General features: G+C 67.2%; 16 protein-coding genes and 1 tRNA gene. 15 read left to right on the top strand and 2 right to left on the bottom strand.

Annotated features, from left to right (window positions below):
* Positions 1 to 190: 190 nt before the first annotated feature.
* Positions 191 to 3,040 (top strand): excinuclease ABC subunit UvrA, encoded by a 2,850-nt coding sequence (uvrA, locus tag PJB24_RS12810; RefSeq protein ID WP_420541946.1) that lies wholly within the window; start codon positions 191 to 193, stop codon positions 3,038 to 3,040.
* 89 nt (positions 3,041 to 3,129) lie between these two features.
* Positions 3,130 to 4,029 carry a hypothetical protein gene (locus PJB24_RS12815; protein ID WP_273846439.1) on the top strand — a complete coding sequence of 300 codons (900 nt, stop codon included), beginning with the start codon at positions 3,130 to 3,132 and terminating at the stop codon, positions 4,027 to 4,029.
* Positions 4,030 to 4,119: 90 nt separating this feature from the next.
* Here the strand turns inward: PJB24_RS12815 and PJB24_RS12820 are convergent, their stop codons facing one another.
* The gene (locus PJB24_RS12820; protein ID WP_273846440.1) at positions 4,120 to 5,967 is read right to left on the bottom strand and encodes an APC family permease; all 1,848 of its coding nucleotides are present in this window, start codon (positions 5,965 to 5,967) and stop codon (positions 4,120 to 4,122) included.
* Positions 5,968 to 6,105: 138 nt separating this feature from the next.
* Here PJB24_RS12820 and PJB24_RS12825 point away from each other — a divergent pair, with 138 nt between their 5' ends.
* The 11 genes from PJB24_RS12825 to secG all read left to right on the top strand — a co-directional run bounded on the left by PJB24_RS12825 (position 6,106) and on the right by secG (position 17,337).
* A complete protein-coding gene (locus PJB24_RS12825; protein WP_273846442.1) occupies positions 6,106 to 7,593 on the top strand; it encodes an alkaline phosphatase family protein in 1,488 nt (495 codons plus the stop codon).
* Positions 7,583 to 8,284 (top strand): hypothetical protein, encoded by a 702-nt coding sequence (locus PJB24_RS12830; RefSeq protein ID WP_273846443.1) that lies wholly within the window; start codon positions 7,583 to 7,585, stop codon positions 8,282 to 8,284. The genes PJB24_RS12825 and PJB24_RS12830 overlap by 11 nt, the downstream gene beginning before the upstream one ends.
* Positions 8,285 to 8,314: 30 nt before the next feature.
* Positions 8,315 to 10,147, top strand: a complete 1,833-nt coding sequence (gene uvrC / locus PJB24_RS12835; RefSeq protein ID WP_273846444.1) for an excinuclease ABC subunit UvrC — start codon at positions 8,315 to 8,317, stop codon at positions 10,145 to 10,147.
* A 56-nt stretch (positions 10,148 to 10,203) separates the two neighbouring features.
* A complete protein-coding gene (gene rapZ / locus PJB24_RS12840) occupies positions 10,204 to 11,127 on the top strand; it encodes an RNase adapter RapZ (protein ID WP_273846447.1) in 924 nt (307 codons plus the stop codon).
* A gap of 38 nt (positions 11,128 to 11,165) precedes the next feature.
* Complete coding sequence (locus tag PJB24_RS12845) at positions 11,166 to 12,122, top strand: glutathione S-transferase family protein (RefSeq protein ID WP_273846450.1); 957 nt, start codon at positions 11,166 to 11,168, stop codon at positions 12,120 to 12,122.
* Positions 12,123 to 12,144: 22 nt separating this feature from the next.
* On the top strand, positions 12,145 to 13,104 hold the full coding sequence (locus tag PJB24_RS12850; protein ID WP_273846451.1) for a gluconeogenesis factor YvcK family protein: 960 nt from the start codon (positions 12,145 to 12,147) through the stop codon (positions 13,102 to 13,104).
* A gap of 13 nt (positions 13,105 to 13,117) precedes the next feature.
* Positions 13,118 to 13,945 (top strand): DNA-binding protein WhiA, encoded by an 828-nt coding sequence (whiA, locus tag PJB24_RS12855; RefSeq protein WP_273846512.1) that lies wholly within the window; start codon positions 13,118 to 13,120, stop codon positions 13,943 to 13,945.
* 69 nt (positions 13,946 to 14,014) lie between these two features.
* The gene (gene gap, locus PJB24_RS12860; RefSeq protein ID WP_273846452.1) at positions 14,015 to 15,016 is read left to right on the top strand and encodes a type I glyceraldehyde-3-phosphate dehydrogenase; all 1,002 of its coding nucleotides are present in this window, start codon (positions 14,015 to 14,017) and stop codon (positions 15,014 to 15,016) included.
* A gap of 77 nt (positions 15,017 to 15,093) precedes the next feature.
* Positions 15,094 to 16,272, top strand: coding sequence for a phosphoglycerate kinase (locus tag PJB24_RS12865; protein ID WP_273846453.1), 1,179 nt, complete (start codon positions 15,094 to 15,096; stop codon positions 16,270 to 16,272).
* 6 nt (positions 16,273 to 16,278) lie between these two features.
* A complete protein-coding gene (tpiA, locus tag PJB24_RS12870) occupies positions 16,279 to 17,040 on the top strand; it encodes a triose-phosphate isomerase (protein ID WP_273846454.1) in 762 nt (253 codons plus the stop codon).
* 72 nt (positions 17,041 to 17,112) lie between these two features.
* Positions 17,113 to 17,337: a preprotein translocase subunit SecG gene (secG, locus tag PJB24_RS12875; protein WP_273846455.1), complete on the top strand. Its 225-nt coding sequence runs from the start codon at positions 17,113 to 17,115 to the stop codon at positions 17,335 to 17,337.
* A gap of 181 nt (positions 17,338 to 17,518) precedes the next feature.
* Here secG and PJB24_RS12880 read toward each other — a convergent pair.
* A tRNA-Leu gene (locus PJB24_RS12880) sits at positions 17,519 to 17,605 on the bottom strand.
* Between the two features lie 152 nt (positions 17,606 to 17,757).
* Between PJB24_RS12880 and PJB24_RS12885 the strand changes: the two genes are divergently transcribed.
* Positions 17,758 to 18,546 (top strand): glycerophosphodiester phosphodiesterase family protein, encoded by a 789-nt coding sequence (locus tag PJB24_RS12885; protein ID WP_273846456.1) that lies wholly within the window; start codon positions 17,758 to 17,760, stop codon positions 18,544 to 18,546.
* Entirely contained in the window at positions 18,543 to 19,793 is a 1,251-nt protein-coding gene (locus tag PJB24_RS12890) for an adenosylhomocysteinase (RefSeq protein ID WP_273846457.1), read from the top strand. The genes PJB24_RS12885 and PJB24_RS12890 overlap by 4 nt, the downstream gene beginning before the upstream one ends.
* Positions 19,794 to 19,800 lie beyond the last annotated feature (7 nt).

Below are 19,800 nucleotides of genomic sequence, written 5' to 3' on the forward strand. Positions count from 1 at the left end.
TCCATGACTACGTAAATATATCCGAGATGTGCCGGAAGACTCCATCGCCCGCGGGATTCTGCCCGGATGCGCGCGTCTTGGTGTGGCGTGCGGGTGCTAAAATCCAGATAAAAGAGATATCAGATACTTTGGCCTCCATAAAGGAGGCCGTATACTTGCCGGGGCTTACCGGAGAGACGAGGAGTCGAAGATAGCGGAGAGCCACATAGTCGTCCGCGGGGCGCGCGAGCACAACCTCAAAGACGTGACGGTCTCGCTGCCGCGGGACAGGTTCATAGTGATCACCGGACTCTCGGGCAGCGGGAAATCCTCGCTTGCCTTCGACACCATCTACGCCGAGGGGCAACGGCGCTACGTCGAGAGCCTCTCCGCCTACGCCCGGCAGTTCCTCGGCCAGATGGACAAACCCGACGTGGACCACATAGACGGGCTCTCTCCGGCCGTCTCCATAGACCAGAAGACGACCTCGAACAACCCCCGCTCGACGGTGGCGACGGTCACCGAGATCTACGACTACCTCCGGCTCCTCTACGCGAGAGCCGGGCGGCCGCACTGCCACGTCTGCGGTTTCCCCGTGGCCCGCTCGACCCCGCAGCAGATGGTCGAGCAGGTCCTGGCCCTCCCGGAGAGGACGCGCTTCATGGTCTTGGCGCCGGTGGTGCGGGGGCGCAAGGGGGAGTACGGCAGGCTCTTCAGGGAGCTCGCGGAGGACGGATACGCCCGGGTGCGGGTGGACGGCGAGCTCCACGAGCTTCCGGTCGAGCTGGAGCTGGACAGGAACCGCCGGCACGACATCGAGGTTGTCGTGGACCGGCTGGTGGTGCGCGAGGGGATCGAACGGCGCCTGACCGACTCGATAGAGACCGCGCTCGGGCTCGCGGATGGGCTGGTGCAGATAGAGACCGTCGAGCGTGACGGTTCGGTGGGGGAGAGGATGCTCTTCTCGGAGAGCTTCACCTGCACCAACTGCGGGGCTTCGATCGCCGAGATACAGCCGCGCACCTTCTCGTTCAACAGCCCGCACGGGGCCTGCGACCGCTGCGACGGGCTCGGGAGCCGGCTCGAGATAGACCCGGAACTGGTGGTCCCGAACGAGGACCTGAGCATCGAAGAGGGTGCGATAGCCCCCTGGGCCAACTCCTCGAGCGAGTACTACGCGAGCGTCCTCTCCGGCCTCTCCGAGGAATACGGGGTGGATCTCGGAAGGCCCTGGCGCGAGCTGCCCGAGGAGCACAGGAGGCTCGTCCTCTACGGGACCGGGGACGGGCGCATCCACGTCTCCTACACCAACCGCTACGGCAGAAGACGCCAGTATACGACCCGGTTCGAAGGGGTCATAGGCAACCTGGAGCGCCGCTACGCGGAGACCGAGTCCGAGTACCGCAGGGAGAGGATAGAGGAGTACATGAGCCACGTCCCCTGCCCGAAGTGCAAGGGGGCGCGCCTCAGGCCCGAGGCGCTCGCCGTGACCGTCGGGGGCAAGAACATCTACGAGCTGACCCGGATGAGCGTGACCGAGGCGCTCGAATTCCTCGACGGGGTCGAGTTCACCCCGCGGGAGTGGATGATCGCCGAGCGGGTCGTCAGGGAGATAAAGGAGCGGCTCGGGTTCATGGTCGACGTCGGGCTCGGGTACCTGACGCTCTCCCGCTCGGCCGGGACGCTCTCGGGTGGTGAGGCGCAGAGGATACGGCTCGCCTCGCAGGTCGGGAGCGGTCTCGTCGGGGTGCTCTACGTGCTCGACGAGCCCTCCATCGGGCTGCACCAGCGCGACAACCGCAGGCTGCTCGCCACCCTCGAGCGCCTGCGCGACCTCGGCAACACCCTGATCGTGGTCGAGCACGACGAGGAGACCATAAGGACCGCGGACCACATCGTCGACGTCGGGCCTGGGGCCGGGGTGCACGGTGGGGAGATCGTCGCGCAGGGGAAGGTCGAGGACATCGTCGCCGAGCCGCGTTCGATCACCGGCGACTACCTCGCCGGAAGGCGCCGGATAGAGCCGCCCGGGGAGAGGAGAAAGCCGAAGGGTTACATCACGCTGCTCGGGGCGAGGGAGTTCAACCTCAAAGGGATAGACGTGGATTTCCCGCTCGGCGTCCTCACGTGCGTGACGGGCGTCTCGGGCTCCGGCAAGAGCACGCTGGTGAACGAGATCCTCTACAAGACCCTCGCCAACCAGGTCAACCGTGGCAAGCAACGCCCCGGGCGACACGCGGGCCTCGAGGGAGTCGAACACATAGACAAGGTAATAGACATAGATCAGAGCCCCATCGGCCGCACACCGCGCTCTAACCCCGCGACCTACACCAAGGTCTTCGACCACATCCGACAGCTCTTCGCCGCCACGCCGGAGGCGAAGATCCGTGGCTACAAGCCCGGGCGGTTCAGCTTCAACGTCAAGGGAGGGCGGTGCGAGGCGTGCCGGGGGGACGGTCAGATCCGCATCGAGATGCACTTCCTCCCCGACGTCTACGTCCCGTGCGAGGTGTGCAAGGGCCGCCGCTACAATGCCGAGACCCTGCGCGTCACCTACAAGGGACGCTCCATCGCCGACGTGCTCGAGATGACCGTGGACGAGGCGTGCGAGTTCTTCGACGCGGTGCCCGCGATCTCGCGCCGGCTGCAGACCCTGCGCGACGTCGGGCTCGGGTACATCCGGCTCGGCCAGCCCGCCACCACGCTCTCCGGCGGCGAGGCCCAGCGGGTCAAGCTCGCGAGCGAGCTCGGGAAGAAAGCCACCGGAAGGACACTTTACATCCTCGACGAGCCGACGACGGGGCTTCACTTCGCCGACGTCGAGCGTCTGCTCGACGTCCTGCACCGGCTCGTGGACGCCGGAAACACCGTCATCGTCATCGAGCACAACCTCGACGTGATCCGCTGCGCTGACTACCTCATAGACCTCGGTCCCGAGGGCGGCGACGAGGGAGGAGAGGTGGTCGCCGTGGGTACCCCCGAGGAGGTGGCCCGCGTGGAGGCCTCGCACACCGGGCGTTTCCTGCGTGAGCTGTTGCCGGACGTCGCGGCGGCCAGCTGAGCTTCGGCACAAGCTGTTACGAAACCGTTACCGAAAACTGGCTCCCCGGCTTTGAAAGGTCTCCGGGTGGCTGCTATTTTGTAGGTGAGATGAGCGAGAGCAGACGTAACTCACAGCTCGTAAGCGGGAGCGCCGTTCTCGCGGGAGGGATAGCCTCGGCAACCGCGGCGGCCATCACCTCGAAGTTCGGGGTGGGAGGAACCATCGGTGGGGCGGCTATCACCTCCATGATAGTCATCGCCGTCTCTTCGATAGTCAAGGCCCACCTTGAGACCGCGCAATCGAAGGTGCGGCAGCTCGGTAGCGGACTTCAGACGCGGAACCTGAAGAAGGGAGGCTTCAATCCACTGCGGAATCTGGCCAGCCTCGGAGAGGCCCTCAGGTGGTTCTCTTTGATGCCCGGCTACCGCAGGAAGGCGATCCTGGTCCGTGTCCTGCTCGCCGCCGCGCTCACTTTCGTCGTGGGCCTCGCGATCATAACCGCGACCGAAGCTTCGTTCGGTAAGAGCCTCTCCTGCAAGATCTGGGGCAACTGCCCGGTGGTGACCACGGCGAACGGTGCCACCGAGAAGGCGACGAGCACGGGACTTTCGATCTTCGGCGGCGGCGCGAAGGCCACGAACAGTGGACCCGTGACGAGCAGCGGAACGAGCAGCGCTCCCGCCGTCCAGCGGAACCCGAGCTCTGCTGCGCCTTCTGGAGGGACACCCTCCAACGTGCAGAGTGCCCCGGCCAACGGCTCGCAGAACAACGCCGCGCAGCCCTCAGGGGGCAATCAGCAGTCCGCACCCGCTGGCGGGGTGCAGCAACCCTCGGGTGGCAACCAGCAGTCCGCCCCTGCTGGTGGAGCGCAGCAACCCTCGGGCGGCAACCAGCAGTCCGCCCCCTCCGGGGGACAGGTTCCCTCCCAGCAGCAGGCTGCTCCGGGCGGTCAGGGGGCCGTGCAGCGGGCTGTTCCTGCGGGGGCGGTCGCCGGCGGTAACCAGTAGCAGAGCGGGGATAAAGCTCTTTTCTTAAAGAGGCTCCGGAACCAGAAGGTTCCGGAGCCTCTCCGTCTTACGCCGGAGTGCTCAGACGGCCTAGCCGAGCCTGCGCTCCATCTCCTCTTCCTCTGGGGTGACCAGACCGGTTCCGGACTCGGCTATCTCCTTCATCTCCTCCGTCTGATATCCAGCGGCGACGCCCCAGTAGTACGAGATCAGACCGATCACGACGGCTATCAGGTTGTCCCACGGGAACGGGACCAGCGGGGTCTTCAGGGGCCCGTATGATCCATAGTAGGAGAGCAGGTAGGTGGCGAACATCATGAACAACACCCACCAGGCCGCGTGTACCTCGCGCTTTTGGTTGGTGAAGCGCCAGACGAGACCGGCGAACGCGAGAACCTCTGCCGCGGTCAGCGCCCAGTAGAGCAAGAACGGCAGGCTGTTGCTGAAGAGCGGCCCGAAGTACTGGGTCGCCGCGAAGATTATCAGGTACGGTACGCCTATCGCGAGCCCGACGTTGCGGCTAAAGCGCCCGCGCACGGGTCCCTGGATGAAGGTGTACAGACACAGTCCGACGAGCACGGATGCGATAACACCCCTGAGGTTGTCGAAACCGGCCCAGTAGAAGATCATGCTGCCGGCAAGGAAGCCTAGCGGCGAGAGGATTGAGGCTCCCTTGAGATAGAAGGGTCGCTCGAGGTTGGGCGCGGTCCGGCGCATCACCTGCAGGTGCAGGCTACCCATGACGAACGTCAGCACTGTCGCGTCTGTGATGAACCCGACGAGCAGCGCCCAGCCGGAGTAGGGGATGAGAAAGAAGCAGCCGACTATCAGCGAGGCGATGAGGGCGACCCATGGTATCCGGTAGCGCTCGCTCACCCTCGTCAGGCCTCCCGGCAGGTCGCGGTGCATGCCCATCCCGTAGAACACCCGGGTGGAGGCCCCCATGTAGATGAGCCCGGTCCCAGAGGGCGAGATGATCGCGTCGGCCAGAAGCACGTACGCGAAGTACGCCAGGAGCGCTATCCCGGCGGCGTTCAGGGCGTGGTAGAGCGGGCCGTCGGCCCACTTGCTGGTCGCGAGCCCCGCCCAGTCCCCGGGATGCACCCCGGCAGCGTTCCAGTTCAGCGCGCCGAGGAAAGCGACCTGCAGGAGGATGTAGATCGCTGCCGCGACCACCACCGAGCCGATGGTGGCCAGCGGGATGTCACGCTGGGGGTTTCTCGCCTCCCCGCCGAAGTCCAGGCCCTGCCGGAACCCGAAGTACGAGAATACGATGCCCGCCGTGGCGACCGCGTTGAAGACCTCACCCCCGCCAAGTGGGGCGAAGCCGCCGGCCGAGGAGAAGTTGGAACTTTTGAACGCGAAGAACAGCAGGACGAAGGTGATGACGGGTATGGCAAACTTCCACCACGTCACCCAGCGGTTGAATTCCCCGAAGAACTTGACCCCGAGGAAGTTGATCAGGAAGAAGACTCCCATCAGCAGGACGGCGAAGAGCAGGCCGAGGCCGGTGAGCACGGTCACACCGTTGGAGGTCGTCGTCAGGTTCAGGTTCGTCGCGTAGGAGGCCGCGTACTGTACGGCCGCCTCGGCCTCTACCCCGGTCACCGATACCGTGGCCAGAAGGAACGCCCAGGCCATGATGAAGCCTAGAAAACCCCCGTGTGACAGGTGCGGGTAGCGCACCACCGCACCACTGCGCGGTAGCATGCACGAGACCTCCGCGTAGTTGAGCGCAATAAAACAGACCAGTATGCCACCGATGATCCAGGAGATTGTCGCCGCCGGGCCGGCTATCGCCGCCCCGTTCAGGGTAGCGAACAGCCATCCGCTGCCTATGATGCTGCCGAAAGAGATGAAGAATAGCTGTTGTACTCCCAGTTCTCTCCGGAGTTTCCTGTCTGAGGCCTCCCACTCCCTGCTCTGCGAGGATGCCACCTGTGTATCCCCTTTCTCCCTGCCTGCGCGAATTAAATAATGTATCCATTTTAGGATCCGATATCCGTGTTCGCAACATCCCCTGCGGGTGGGGCGGGGGCGCCCGCGCTTCTCAGAAGCGGCTAAAATAGATGAGAATTGGGTTATCCGAACGACAGATTCAGGCCCAAGCCCGTGTTGCTGCTGGTCCTCGATGGTATCCGGCCGGACGTGCTGCGGGATGCCGTCGGGGAGGGGGAGGCTCCCGCCCTCGGTGCGCTCGCGCAGGCCGGGGAGGCCGTCTGGGACGGGGTCTCTGTGTTCCCCAGCATCACCCCGGCGGCGACCGCGGCCATAGCGACCGGGTGTCCGCCGGCGCAGAGCGGCATCCTCGGCCACGCCTGGTACGACCGTCGTGAGGGGAGGCTCATCGTCTACGGGGCGATGACCGAGACGGTCATCCGCAGCGGCCCGATAAAGGTCTTCCACAACAACGTCTACCGCCTGAACCGGGACGATCTGCTCGTGCCGACGATCTTCGAGCGGCTGCACGAGCGCGGTATAGACGGCTCGTGCGTGAACTTCCCGATCCGACGCGGCCCGCACGAGCACCCGGTGCGCTCGAAGGTCATCGACGGGTACGCGAGCCGGGGTGGGCGTTACCTGGGGCAGGCCGTGCGCGGGCCCAAGGAGTACTACCTCGGCGATCTCTTCTACACCCGCCAGACGAAGGCCAACGGCCGCAGGGGGAGCGGCGGCCTCCTGCGCTCGGTCGGGATAAACGACGAGTACGCCTCCGAGGTGGGGGCGATGCTGATCCGGGAGCGGGCCACGCCTTTCACGCTGCTCTACTTCTTCCGGGGGGACAAGATCGCTCACCACAAGGGGCTCGCCGCGCAGCGACGCTACGTCGCGCAGCTCGACGGATACGTCGGGCGCGTCTTCGAGGCCGGGGGCGGGCTGGAGCGGTTGCTCGATGAGTACGCCATCCTCGCCCTCTCCGACCACGGACACGACCCCCTCCTGCCCGAGAGCCGCTACGTAGACCTGCGCTGGATACCGGGATACAGGGTCTCGATAGGGACGCGGGCCAGGCTGACGCCTAGACGCGATGTAGTCGCGGTGCCGGGAGGGCGCTCGGCGATGCTGTACCTGCGGGAGGGCATCCCGGCGGAGCGGGTTGCCGATGCGCTCATGGGGCGCTGCGGCGTGGACCTCGCCGCATGGATGGAAGACGGGTGGGTGCGGGTGCGCAAGCCGGGAGGAGACCTGAAGTTCAGGCCCGGCGGGGGCCTGCTCGACCCCTACGGAGGCTGCTGGAGGCTGGAGGGGGAGCCCGGCGTGCTCGACATCGAGGCCGGCGAGGTGACGATCTCTTACGGCGACTACCCCGACGCCCTGGAGAGGCTCTGGGGAGCGCTCCGCTCGCCCCGTTGCGGGGACGTGGTCCTCTCTGCGGCCCCGGGGTACACCTTCGGCGAGGTGGCCCGCAGCTTCCACGACGCGAGCGATCACGGCTCGCTGCACGCCTCCGATTCGAGCGTCTTCGTGCTGGCGAGCGGGATCTCCGCCCCCCGGCGGATCACCGGGGTCGTCCCGGCGGTGATCTCGCACTTCGAGGGCCACAGGGAGAGGTATGCCGTCTGAGGAGCGGCTGGCCTCCGGAAAACGCGGCGAGGAGGCGGGCCTGCGCTCCCCCCACCGGCGGGCCTTCGGTTGCGTGAGCTGGTTCTACACCGCCACACTCGTGCTGCTCGCGGCCGCCTTCCTGCTCTCCGTGCCCTTCCGCTACGCCGGTGAGCGGGAGGTATACCGGGTCGTCCTCTCGATCGTGGACCTCTACGGCTTCGTGCTCATCGTGCCGGGCACCTTCCTGGCCGCGGCGGTGGGCGCGCGCACGCAGAAGACCGACGCCCGGGCCGCCGGGAGGGCCGGGGCGGCGGGCGGAGCCGTGCTCGGGTGGGCTTCCTTTCTTCTCATAGCCTGGGTCATGAACGCGATGGGCCTGCAGGAGCGGCGGGAGCTCTCCTCCAGCGTCGTCTTCGTCGGGTTGCACGCGGGAGCCCTGCTCTACGTTTTTATGGGCCTATCCCTGATCTCCATCGCGCTGCTCCTCGCCGCCGTTTTTTCCCGCGCCGGGGCCTGTGGGCGTGGCCGGGTGCTCCGGGCCGCGGCTCTCTTGACCGTCCTGCCGGGCCTCGCGAGCCTCGCCCTCGCCCCTGGGACCCTCGCCGTCGCCGGGCTCGCGGTCTCCACCATCTCCTGCGCCCTGGCCGGGTGGGTGATGGGCTACGGCTACGCCCGGGCCGGGGGCAGGGAGGCGCCCTCGCCAGGGTGACGCCCGGCCCGGCGGTATAATCTCTTTCGTATGCCAGAGGACGAGGTATTCCCCGACCGCTCGCATCTTCCCACCACACCCGGTGTCTACATCTTCAGGGATGCCGAAGGGAGGATCCTCTACGTCGGGAAAGCCAGGAACATCCGCAGCCGGGTGGCGAACTACTTCACCCGCTCGGGAGACGGCAGGCCCAAGGTGGCCGAGCTGCGCTCCCGCGTGCGGCGGATAGACTTCATCACGACCCGCGGTGAGACCGAGGCGCTCGTGCTGGAGTCGAACCTGATAAAGCGCCACCGGCCGCGCTTCAACGCCTCCTTGCGCGACGACAAGAGCTACCCGTACATCGTCGTCACCACCGGCGACGAGTACCCGCGCGTCTTCGCCACCCGCTCGGCCCACGACCCGCGCCACCGCTACTTCGGCCCGTTCCCGAGCGCGGGGAGCGTCCACGCCACCCTCGACGTCCTGAACAAGACCTTCCCGTTCCGCAAGTGCCGCGGCGCTAAGCCCGGGCGCAAAAGCGGCGTGCCCTGCCTGAACTACCACATCGGTCGCTCGTCCGCCCCCTGTATAGGGGCGATCTCGAAGGAGGAGTACGCCCGCATCATAGACGAGGTGATCGCCTTCCTCGAAGGGCGGGTGGATGGTCTGATCCGCGATCGGGAGGAGGCGATGTGCGAGGCTGCTTCCCGGATGGACTTCGAGCGGGCGGCGAAGCTGCGCGACGAGCTCTCCGCGCTCCGTCACGTGCGCGACCGGCAGCAGGCGACGCTCGCCTCGGAGGACTCCTTCGACGCCTTCGGAGTCCATGCCGGGGGAGAGTCGGCCTGCGTGCAGGTCTTCGCCGTGCGCGGCGGGCAGATCGTGAACCGGGATTCCTTCCTGCTGGACAACTACGGCGAGGTGGGAGAAGAATCGATCGTCCTGCAGTTCGTCCCCCAGTACTACGAGAACGCCGCCGTCCCCCGCGAGGTGCTCGTCCCGGCGGACGCCGGGCTGGAGCCGCTCGCGGAGCACCTCTCCTCCCTGCGGGGCGGCCGGGTCGACGTGCACCGTCCCCGGCGCGGAGACAAACGGCGGGTGCTCGAGCTCGCGATGAAGAACGCCGAGGCCGGACTCGAGCACGAGCGCGCGCTCGAGGAGGCGCGCCGCAGCCGCATCGCCTCCACCCTCGAGCGGTTGCAGGAGGAGCTCGCCCTCCCGAAGCTCCCCGTGCGCATCGAGTGCTACGACATCTCCAATACGATGGGCACCGACTCGGTCGCCTCGATGGTCGTCTTCCAGGGCGGTCGCCCGGCGAAGGACCAGTACCGCCGGTTCAGGATAAAGACCGTCGAGGGATCAGACGACTTCGCGAGCATGGCCGAGGTGATAAGGCGACGGCTCGCCCGCCTGAGGGAGGGGGACGAGAAGTTCTCCCCGGCGCCGGATCTGATGCTCCTCGACGGTGGCAAGGGGCAGCTCTCGGCGGTGGTTCCGGTCCTGGAGGAGATGGGCGTTGGGGACGAGCTGCCGGACATCCCGTTGCGCTCGCTCGCCAAGCGGGAGGAGGAGGTCTTCGAGCCCGGAAGGCCGGCTCCGGTTCTGCTGGGGCGTGATTCCCCCGAGCTCCACCTTCTGCAGCGGGTACGCGACGAGGCCCACCGCTTCGCCAACGCCTACCACCGCCGCCTGCGCGGGAGGCGGATGACCGCCTCTATCCTCGACGAGCTCCCCGGCGTAGGCCCGGCGCGCAAGAAGAGGCTGCTCGAGTACTTCGGAACCCCCGAGGCCTTCATGGACGCCTCCCTGGAGGAACTGGAGTCGGTCCCCGGCATCCCCGGCCGGGTGGCCCGGGAGATACACGCCCGGCTCCACCGTTGAGGGACCGTGGTGGCGGTGCTAACCTCTGCGAGGTGGCCGGTCGCCCGGAAGGTAAGGTGCGCGGAGTGTACGCCGCAGGAGGAGAAGCAGAGGAGACCTCGCCCGATCGAGAGCGCCGGGTCGTCGTCATCACCGGCCTCTCCGGGGCGGGGAAGACCGGGGCCCTGAAGGCCTTCGAGGACGCGGGATACTTCTGCGTGGACAACCTGCCTCCCGCCTTGATCTCTGCGTTCGTCGATGCCGTCGAGGGGCGTGAGGAGGGACCGGAGAAGCTCGCGGTGGTCGCGGACATCCGCGGCCGCCGGTATTTCGGCGGCGGGCTTGAAGGGGTGTTGAACGAGCTTCGCGTCCGGAAGAGGTGGGAGAGCCGGCTCATCTTCGTCGAGGCCGACGAGCCGACCATCGTCCGGCGCTACAAGGAGAGCCGCCGGCCTCACCCCGTCGCGCGGGACGGGGACGTCCCGTCGGCGATCCGGGCCGAACGCCGCGACCTCGCCCCCTTGCGGGAGCTCGCCGACGTCGTGGTGGACACCTCTTCGCTCTCTCCGGCCGAGTTGCGCGGGCGTTTCGACGCGCTGGCCCGATCCCATGCCGGTCGGCTGGCGGTGAGCCTCGTCTCGTTCGGCTTCAAGAACGGAGCACCCCTGGACGTGGACATGCTGCTCGACGTGAGGTTCCTGCCCAATCCCTACTACGACCCCGCCCTGAGGCCCCTCACCGGTCACGACGAGCCGGTGAGGGATGCGGTGCTCTCATCCGGGGATGCCCGGGAGTTTCTGGAGCGGACCGAAGGGTTGCTCTCCTTCCTCGTACCGCGCTACCTGGCGGAGGGCAAGGCCTACTTCACGCTCGGGGTGGGTTGCACCGGGGGGCGGCACCGCTCCGTGGCGATCGTCGAGGAGCTCGCCCGCCGGCTCTCCTCGTGTCCCCGCGTCGACCTCTTCGTCCGGCATCGGGACCTCCCGCGGTCTGACGGTTAGAATCGGCTGGCCGGGAGATACGCTGGAAGGAGGCACCGTTGGCACCGGGCATGATGGTAGAGGGGGTCTGGAAGACCGAGAGACAGGAGCAGGACGAGGGGGGCCGCTTCATCCGGCCCGAGACGAGCTTTCGCGGCAGGATCACCGCTGACGGTTCGAGCGGCTTCCCCGCCGAGAGCGGACGTTACCACCTCTACATCTCCTGGGCCTGCCCCTGGGCGCACCGCACGGCGATCATCCGCTCCCTCAAGGGGCTCGAGGATGCGATCTCCATCTCCGTCGTCGACCCGTACATGGGCGAGATGGGCTGGGAGTTCACCGAGGGACCGGGCCGCATCCCCGACACCGTCAACGGCGTCCGCTACCTGCACGAGATCTACGCCCTCGCCGACCCGTACTACACCGGGCGATGCTCCACGCCCGTCCTGTGGGACAAGGAGCGGCGCACGATAGTCAACAACGAGTCGCGCGAGATCCTGCGCATGCTCGACACCGAGTTCGGGGAGTTCGCGAAGAACGACGTCGACTTCTGCCCCAAGGAGCTGCGCGAGGAGATAGACGCGACCATAGACGCCATCTACGAACCGATAAGCAACGGCGTCTACCGGGCCGGTTTCGCCGCGACCCAAGAGGCCTACGAGGAGGCGGTCACGGAGCTCTTCGAGGCTCTGGATCACTGGGAGGAGGTCCTCTCCGGGCGGCGCTACCTGTGTGGAGATCGCCTCACCGAGGCGGACATCTGCATGTTCACGACCCTCTACCGCTTCGACCCGGTCTACCACTACCACTTCAAGTGCAACCTCAGGCGCTTGCGGGACTACCCGAACCTCTGGGGCTACACCCGGGACATCTACCAGCACCCCGGCGTCAGGGAGACCTGCCACCTCGACCACATAAAAGAGCACTACTACACGAGCCACCCGCACGTAAACCCCACCCGCATCGTCCCGAAGGGCCCGATCATCGACTACGACGAGCCGCACGGGAGAGGCTAGCGCTGGCGGGTATACTGGTGGTGTGGAGAGAACGGCTGATCTCAGGGTGGTCGCCTTCGGCGGCGGGACAGGGCTTCCCGTGCTGCTGCGCGGTCTCAAGGATCTGGTAGGCGATCTCACGGCCGTCGTCACGGTCGCCGACGACGGGGGCTCAAGCGGCAGGATCCGGGATGAGCTCGGCGTGGCTCCTCCGGGGGACGTGCGCAACTGCCTGGTCGCGCTCGCCGAGCGCAGGTGGCTCGCGGAGGTCTTCAACTACCGCTTCGAGGGCGGCCGGGATCTCCGGGACCACAGCGTGGGCAACATCATCATCGCCGCCCTCACAGACATGGCCGGGGGCTTCTGCGAAGGGGTCGAGCAGGCGGCCCACTTCCTGCGGGCGAAGGGACGGGTCTACCCGGCGGCGGCCCTGCCGCTCACCCTCTTCGTCCGTTACGAGGATGGCTCCGTGGTGCGCGGCGAATCCGTGGTGCGCGAGGTCGGCAAGCGCATCTCGCGCGTGTGGGTCGAGCCGGAGGCCCCGGCCCCGGAGGGCGCCATCGAGGCCGTCTCTCAGGCCGACGTGGTGGTCCTCAGCGCCGGCAGCCTCTTCACCAGCACGATCCCCGCGCTGCTCGGCACGGGGGTGCGGGAGGCGCTCGCGGGCTTCGGCGGCCCCGTGATCTACGTGGCGAACGTCATGACCCAGCCCGGAGAGACGTCCGGGTTCACCGTCTCCGACCACCTGCGGGCCATAGCCGAACATACCGGGCCTGTCGTGACCGACGTACTGGTCCACTCCGGGAAGCTGCCGCCGGACGTCCTCGCCCGCTACGAGGCCGAGGGGGCGCATCCGGTCGAGCTCGACCGGGAAGAGGTCGAGGCGATGGAGGTGCGCGTACACGAAGGAGAGCTTCTGGCGGACGATTTCGGAGCCGGCGTGCGCCACGACCCGCAGAAGCTCGCGCGGGAGGTGCTCGCCGCTGCCCTCGTACGCCTCTGAGCTGCGCCGGGAGCTGGCTGCCCACACGGGGGACTCCCCCCGCGAGCGACGGGCCGAGCTGGCCGGGCTGGTCGACGCGGCCGGAAACTGGGACGAAGAAGGGGTCACCGTCCGTACCCCGAGCGCGGCGGTCGCCCGCAGGGTGATGCGCCTCTGGCGCTCGGAGTTCGGGGTTGCGGCGCACCTCGAGGCCGGGGGGAAGGCCCGGGGGAGCTTCGGCCGGTCCAGCTATCCCGTGCGTGCCGCGGGCAACCGGGTGCTGCAGGCGGCCGAGGAGCTGCGCGTCTCCCGGCTGGGGCGCTCGGCGGCGGAGCACAACGCTTATCTGCGCGGGGCCTTCCAGGGGGCCGGATACGTGGTGCGTCCCGGGTATGCGAGGGGACACCACCTGGAGTTCGTCCACCGCGAGGAGTCCTTCGTCCGGCGGGTCGCCGGGATCTCCAGGGCCCCTCTCAAGGTCACCCGGCGGCGGGGAAGATGGGTCGCGTACACCAAGAGCGCCGAGGGGGTGACGACGGTGCTCTCGCAGATAGGGTTGCACGGGGCGGTGTTAGACTACGAGACGCGGGCCGTGCTGGGCGAGGCCAAGGCGAATGCCAACCGGGTGACCAACTTCGACGCGGCCAACGCCACCCGGGTCGCCCTCGCTGCGGCGCGACAGCAGAAGGCCATCTCCGGGCTCGACCCGGAGAGGTTGCCCCCGGCTCTGCGTGAGATGCGCGAGCTCCGGCTCGCGCACCCTGACGCTTCGCTCTCCGAGCTGGCACGTCTCGGCGGGATCTCCAAGAGCGCCGCCAACCACCGCTTGAGGAGGCTGCTCGCCATGGCCGACGAAGGGTGAGGGCGCTGTTAATCGGGAGGCGATTCGGGCAAAATACGACTGGAAGCGAACGCGAGAAACGGAGGAAGGATGGCCGTACGAATAGGGATAAACGGCTTCGGCCGGATCGGGATGATGGTCGCCAAGGCCGCGATGAAGCGGGGAGATCTGGAGGTCGTGGCGGCGAACGACCTGATGCCGTTCGAGAGCCTGGCGCTCCTGTTCAAGCGTGATTCGACCCACGGCATCTGGGAGGAGGACGTAGAGTTCGACGGGAGCATCCTGCGCGTCGGGGGGCGCGAGATAAAGACCTTCTCCGAGCGCGAGCCGAAGAACATCCCCTGGGGGGATCTCGGGGTGGACATCGTCATCGAGTCGAGCGGGGTCTTCACCAACCGTGACGCGGCGGCCGGTCACCTCGAGGGCGGGGCGAAGAAGGTCGTGATAAGCGCGCCGGCCAAGGGTGCGGACGCCACCTTCGTCTACAAGGTCAACCACGAGACCTACGACCCGGAGAACCACCACGTCGTCTCCAACGCCAGCTGCACGACCAACTGCATCATCCCGATGGTCAAGGTCCTGCAGGACAGCTTCGGGATAGAGTCCGGCTACATGACCACGGTCCACGCCTACACCAACGACCAGAGCCTCTTGGACGCGGCGCACAAGGACCCCCGCAGGGCCCGCAGCGCCCCGAACAACATCGTCCCCACCTCCACGGGGGCCGCGCGTACGGCCGGCGTGATCTACCCGGAGTTGCAGGGCAAGATCGACGGGATGGCGATGCGCGTGCCCGTAAAGGATGGTTCGATAACCGACTTCGTCGCGCAGGTCAGCCGCGAGGTCACCACCGAAGAGGTGAACGCTGCCTTCAGGCAGGCCGCCGAGGGGGAGCTCGCCGGCATCCTCGAATACTCCGAAGCCCCGATAGTCTCGACCGACATCATCGGCAACCCGGCCTCGTGCGTCTTCGACTCCCCGCTCACCATGTCCACCGGCAGGACCGTCAAGGTCTTGGGCTGGTACGACAACGAGTGGGGCTACTCCAACCGCACCTGCGACATCACGGCCTACATCGGCAGCAAGCTCTAGCTGGCGTTCTCTGCGGCTATCTTCCGCCGGGCGGCCCGGAGCGCTACCCTCCGGGCCGCCCGCGGTGAGGAGGTGATATGAACAAGAGGAGCGTGAGGGACCTCGATGTGCGGGGCAAGCGGGTGCTCGTGCGGGTCGATTTCAACGTACCGATAAAAGACGGGCGGGTCACCGACGACACCCGGATAAGGCGGGCGCTGCCGACGATCCGCTACCTGCTCTCCGAGGGGGCGCGGCCGATCCTGATCTCGCACCTCGGGCGCCCCAAGGGCGAGCCCGACCCGAAGTACAGGATGGACCCGGTCGCCCGGCGCCTCGGCGAACTCCTCGACCGGCAGGTACTCAAGCTGGATGAGGCCGTAGGTCCCGAGGTCGAGCGGGCGCTCGCGGAGTGGGACGGGCAGGGGGTGGTGTTGCTGGAGAACTCCCGCTTCTACCCCGGCGAGACGAAGAACGACCCCGAGTTCGCGAGACAGCTCGCCGCGCTCGCCGACCTCTACGTGAACGACGCCTTCGGTGCGGCGCACCGGGCGCACGCCACGACCGTCGGGGTCGCCGAGCTCTTGCCGTCCGCTGCGGGTTTTCTGCTGGAAGAGGAGCTCGACTACCTCGACGCCGTGCTCGAGTCCCCGGAGCGCCCGTTCGTCGCGATCCTCGGCGGGGCGAAAGTCTCGGACAAGCTCGGGGTGATAAAGAGCCTCCTGGAGCGGGCGGACACCCTGCTCGTCGGCGGGGCGATGTGCTTCACGTTCTTCAAGGCCAGGGGCTACGAGGTGGGGAGCTCCCTCGTCGAGGACGATTACGTCGAGCAGGCGAAAGAGCTGATGGAGAGCGCCGGGGAGCGCCTCGTCCTGCCCGTCGACGTGGTCGTCGCACGCGAGATGGAGGAGGGCGCCGAGAGCAGGACGGTGCCGGCGGACGGTATCCCGGAGGGCTGGATGGGCCTCGACATAGGCCCCAAGACGGTCGAGCTCTTCGGGCGGCACATCTCCTCCGCGCGCACGATCTTCTGGAACGGCCCTATGGGCGTCTTCGAGATCGAAGCGTTCGCGAAGGGCACCGAGGGTGTGGCGAAGGCGGTCGCCGAGAGCGGGGCGACGAGCGTCGTCGGCGGCGGGGACTCTGTCGCCGCGGTGCGCAAGCTCGGGCTCGAGGATGAGATGAGCCACATCTCTACCGGCGGCGGGGCCTCGCTCGAGTACGTGGAGGGCAGGGAGCTGCCCGGCGTCGCGGTGCTCCCGGAGAAGGAGGGGTAGCAACGTATGGCGAGAAGACCGATGATGGCGGCGAACTGGAAGATGAACAAGACCGTGCGCGAGGCGCAGGACTACATGGCCGCCCTGATCCCCTACGCCAGCGACGCCGAAGGGGTGGACGTGGCCGTCTTCGCCCCGTTCACCTGCCTCTCCGAAGTCGCCCGGATGGCCGAGGGTACCCCGATCATCCCCGGCGCCCAGAACTTCTTCTACGAGGATTCCGGGGCATACACCGGCGAGATCTCCGCTCCCATGCTCCTTGACCTCGGCGTGGAGGCGGTCATAATCGGGCACTCCGAGCGGCGCGAGATCTTCGGCGAGACCGACGAGATGGTCGCGCGCAAGGCGGCGAAGGCCGTCTCGTCGGGCCTGCTCCCGGTCGTCTGCGTGGGGGAGACCAAGGAGGAACGCGACGCCGGTGGGATGTGGGAGAAGGTCTCCGGGCAGGTCAAGAGCGTCGTCGAGGTGCTGGGCGGTGAGGCGGGAGGCGGCTCCATAGTCTTCGCCTACGAGCCGATCTGGGCCATCGGCACCGGGGATACGGCCACCCCGGAGGATGCACAGGATGCCATCGGCAGGATCCGGGAGCTCCTCGGGGAGCTCAGGGGGGAGGATTTCGCCTCGGAGGTGCGCATCCTCTACGGCGGTTCGATAAAACCGGAGAACGTGGCACAGATCGTAGCCCAGAAGGACGTCGACGGCGGGCTCGTCGGCGGGGCGAGCCTCGAGGTCGAGTCTTTCGCGAGGTTGATCGAGGCCGCCGGGTAGGGTGGACCGTTCGCCCGGAGGCGCTGGAGAAAAGACGTCCGGGACGGGAGAGTTTGTGGTAGAGTACGCTGCATGATCTACGTGCTCGCGTTCTTCCACATAATGTTCTGCATCGCGCTGGTCGTCCTCATCCTGCTGCACTCCGGAAAGGGCGGTGGGCTCTCCACCACCTTCGGCGGCGGCATCGGGAGCACTTTCTCGGGAACCACGATAATGGAGAAGAACCTCAACAAGCTCACCGGGGTCGTCATCGTGCTGTTCCTGATAACGACGGCGCTCCTGATCTACTTCGGCTGACGCAAGAAGAAAGAGGAGCCGCCCGGGGAGGATGGGGAGAACAGGCGACTCCTGAGACCCATTATACAACGAAAGGCGTTTTCCAGCCTGTGGACGATTACAGAACCGGCGACCGGCCGCACTGACCCCTGCTGACCTGAGGGAGGGACGCACGCGGGATCGGATTGCATGCGCCCCACTGTGTCGGAGGGGGGACTCGAACCCCCACGTCCTTGTATCGGACACTAGCCCCTCAAGCTAGCGCGTCTACCTATTCCGCCACTCCGACATGGCCGTGTGCGGAGAGTATACGAGAGATACCCGCGGTATTCAAATATCCGGTGTGTTTCCGCAGCAGTCCCCGCGTGAGGTGTGCTAATGTTGTCTTCTATGCCGGTGGAGAAGCAACCGTCCCGGAGGCTCTTCGGGGAGGAGTGGCCGGTGAACCTTGCCCACCGCGGGGCATCGGCCAGGGCGCCCGAGAATACGCTGGAGGCCTTCCAGGCCGGCCTCGAAGATGGCGCGGGCGGTCTTGAGCTCGACCTGCGTCTTACCTCGGATGGGTGCGTGGTGGTCATGCACGACGCGACCGTCGACCGTACGACGGATGGTTCCGGTCCGGTACGCGGCATGACGCTCGAGCGGCTCCGTCGGCTGGATGCCGGCTACCGCTTCACGACCGACGGCGGATGCACGTACCCTTTCCGGGGTAAAGGGATAACGGTGCCGACCTTCGAGGAGGTGCTGAACGCCTTCCCCGACGTACCGGTCAACGCGGACATAAAGGATCCCATCCCCGGGGTGGAGAGGACCGTCCTCTCGGTGATAGAGGCGGCGAGCGCCGGTGGGCGTGTCATCGTCGCCTCTCGCCACCTGAGGGTGATGCGGCGGTTCCGGCGGCTGGTCGGGGGTCGGATCCCAACTGCCGCCTCGGGGCCGGAGATCCGGGCGTTCTACCTGCTCGCCGGGGCCGGGCTGCAGCGGGTTCTCAGGCCGGGGTACGGGGCGTTGCAGGTGCCCTCGGTCTACAGGGGAGTGCGGGTCGTGACCCCGCGCTTCGTACGGGCGGCTCATGGGATGGGGCTCAGGGTGGACGTCTGGACGATAAACGGGGCGGAGGAGATGCGGTCCCTGCTCGACATGGGGGTCGACGTGATCATGACCGACCATCCCGGCGTGCTCGCCGGGGTGTTGCGGCAGAGATCTCACGAAAGGACGGGTGAGGATTGAGCCAGGATTCGATCATCGCTGATCCTGCTCTCGCTCCCGAGGGGGAGCGCAAGATAGGTTGGGTGGCGCAGCACGCGCCGGTGATGAACGCCGTCTACGAACATTACCTTTCCGACGGTACTCTGCAGGGACGCAGGATCGCGATGGCGATCCACCTCGAGGCGAAGACCGCCTACCTCGCGCTGCTCTTCGCCCGGGCCGGGGCAGACGTGACGGTGGCCGGGAGCAACCCGCTCTCCACGCAGGACGACGTGTGTGCCGCGCTCGCCGCCCGCGGGGTTCGGGTCTACGCCACCCACGACCCGACCGAGGAGGAGTTCGAGGGGTACCTGCTGCGCACGATAGAGACGGCCCCCGAGATAATCGTCGACGACGGGGCCGAGCTCGTGAGCCGCCTGGTGCGGATGCGCCCGGACCTCGTCGACGGCGTCGCGGGCGCCTCGGAGGAGACGACGACCGGGATCATCAAGCTGCGCGCGATGACCGCGGAGGGGGCGCTCCCCTTCCCGGTCCTCGCGGCGAACGATGCCCGGTGCAAGCATCTCTTCGACAACCGCTACGGGACCGGGCACTCGGCGCTCGTGAGCCTGCTCGCCGCCACGAACCTCTTCATCTCGGGCAAGACGGTGGTGGTGATGGGCTTCGGGTGGGTGGGACGCGGGCTCGCCCGCTACGCGCACGGCCTCGGGGCCCGGGTCGTCGTCTGCGAGGCCGACCCGGTGAAGCTGCTCGAGGCCCACGCCGAGGGCCACGAGGTGATGAACTCCCTCCGGGCTGCGGAGGAAGGGGACGTCTTCCTCACCGGCACCGGCAACCTGAAGGTGCTGCGCGCCGAGCACTTCGAGCGGATGAAGGACGGTGCGATACTCGCCAACGCCGGACACTACGACCACGAGTTCGACCTGGCCGCGCTCAAGGAGATGTCCGTGTCCGAGCGCGAGGTCCGCAGGAACGTGACCGAGTACGAGCTTCCCGACGGCAGGAGGTTGCACGTCCTCGCCCGCGGCAGGCTGGTCAACATCGCCGCCGGGGATGGGCATCCCGTCGAGATCATGGACCTCACCTTCTCGGTGCAGGCGATGTGTGCCCACTATCTGGCCGGGGCTGCTTCCAGGCTCGAACCGGGGCTGCGTCCCATACCCCCGGAGATAGACGAGTACGTCGCCCGTACCAAACTCTCGACGCTCGGCGTCGAGCCGGAGAGGCTCACGGAGGAGCAGATCGCCTACCAGAGGAGCTGGAGGTAGCGCATAG

This window comes from Rubrobacter calidifluminis (genome assembly GCF_028617075.1).
GTDB classification, from domain to species: Bacteria; Actinomycetota; Rubrobacteria; order Rubrobacterales; family Rubrobacteraceae; genus Rubrobacter_E; species Rubrobacter_E calidifluminis.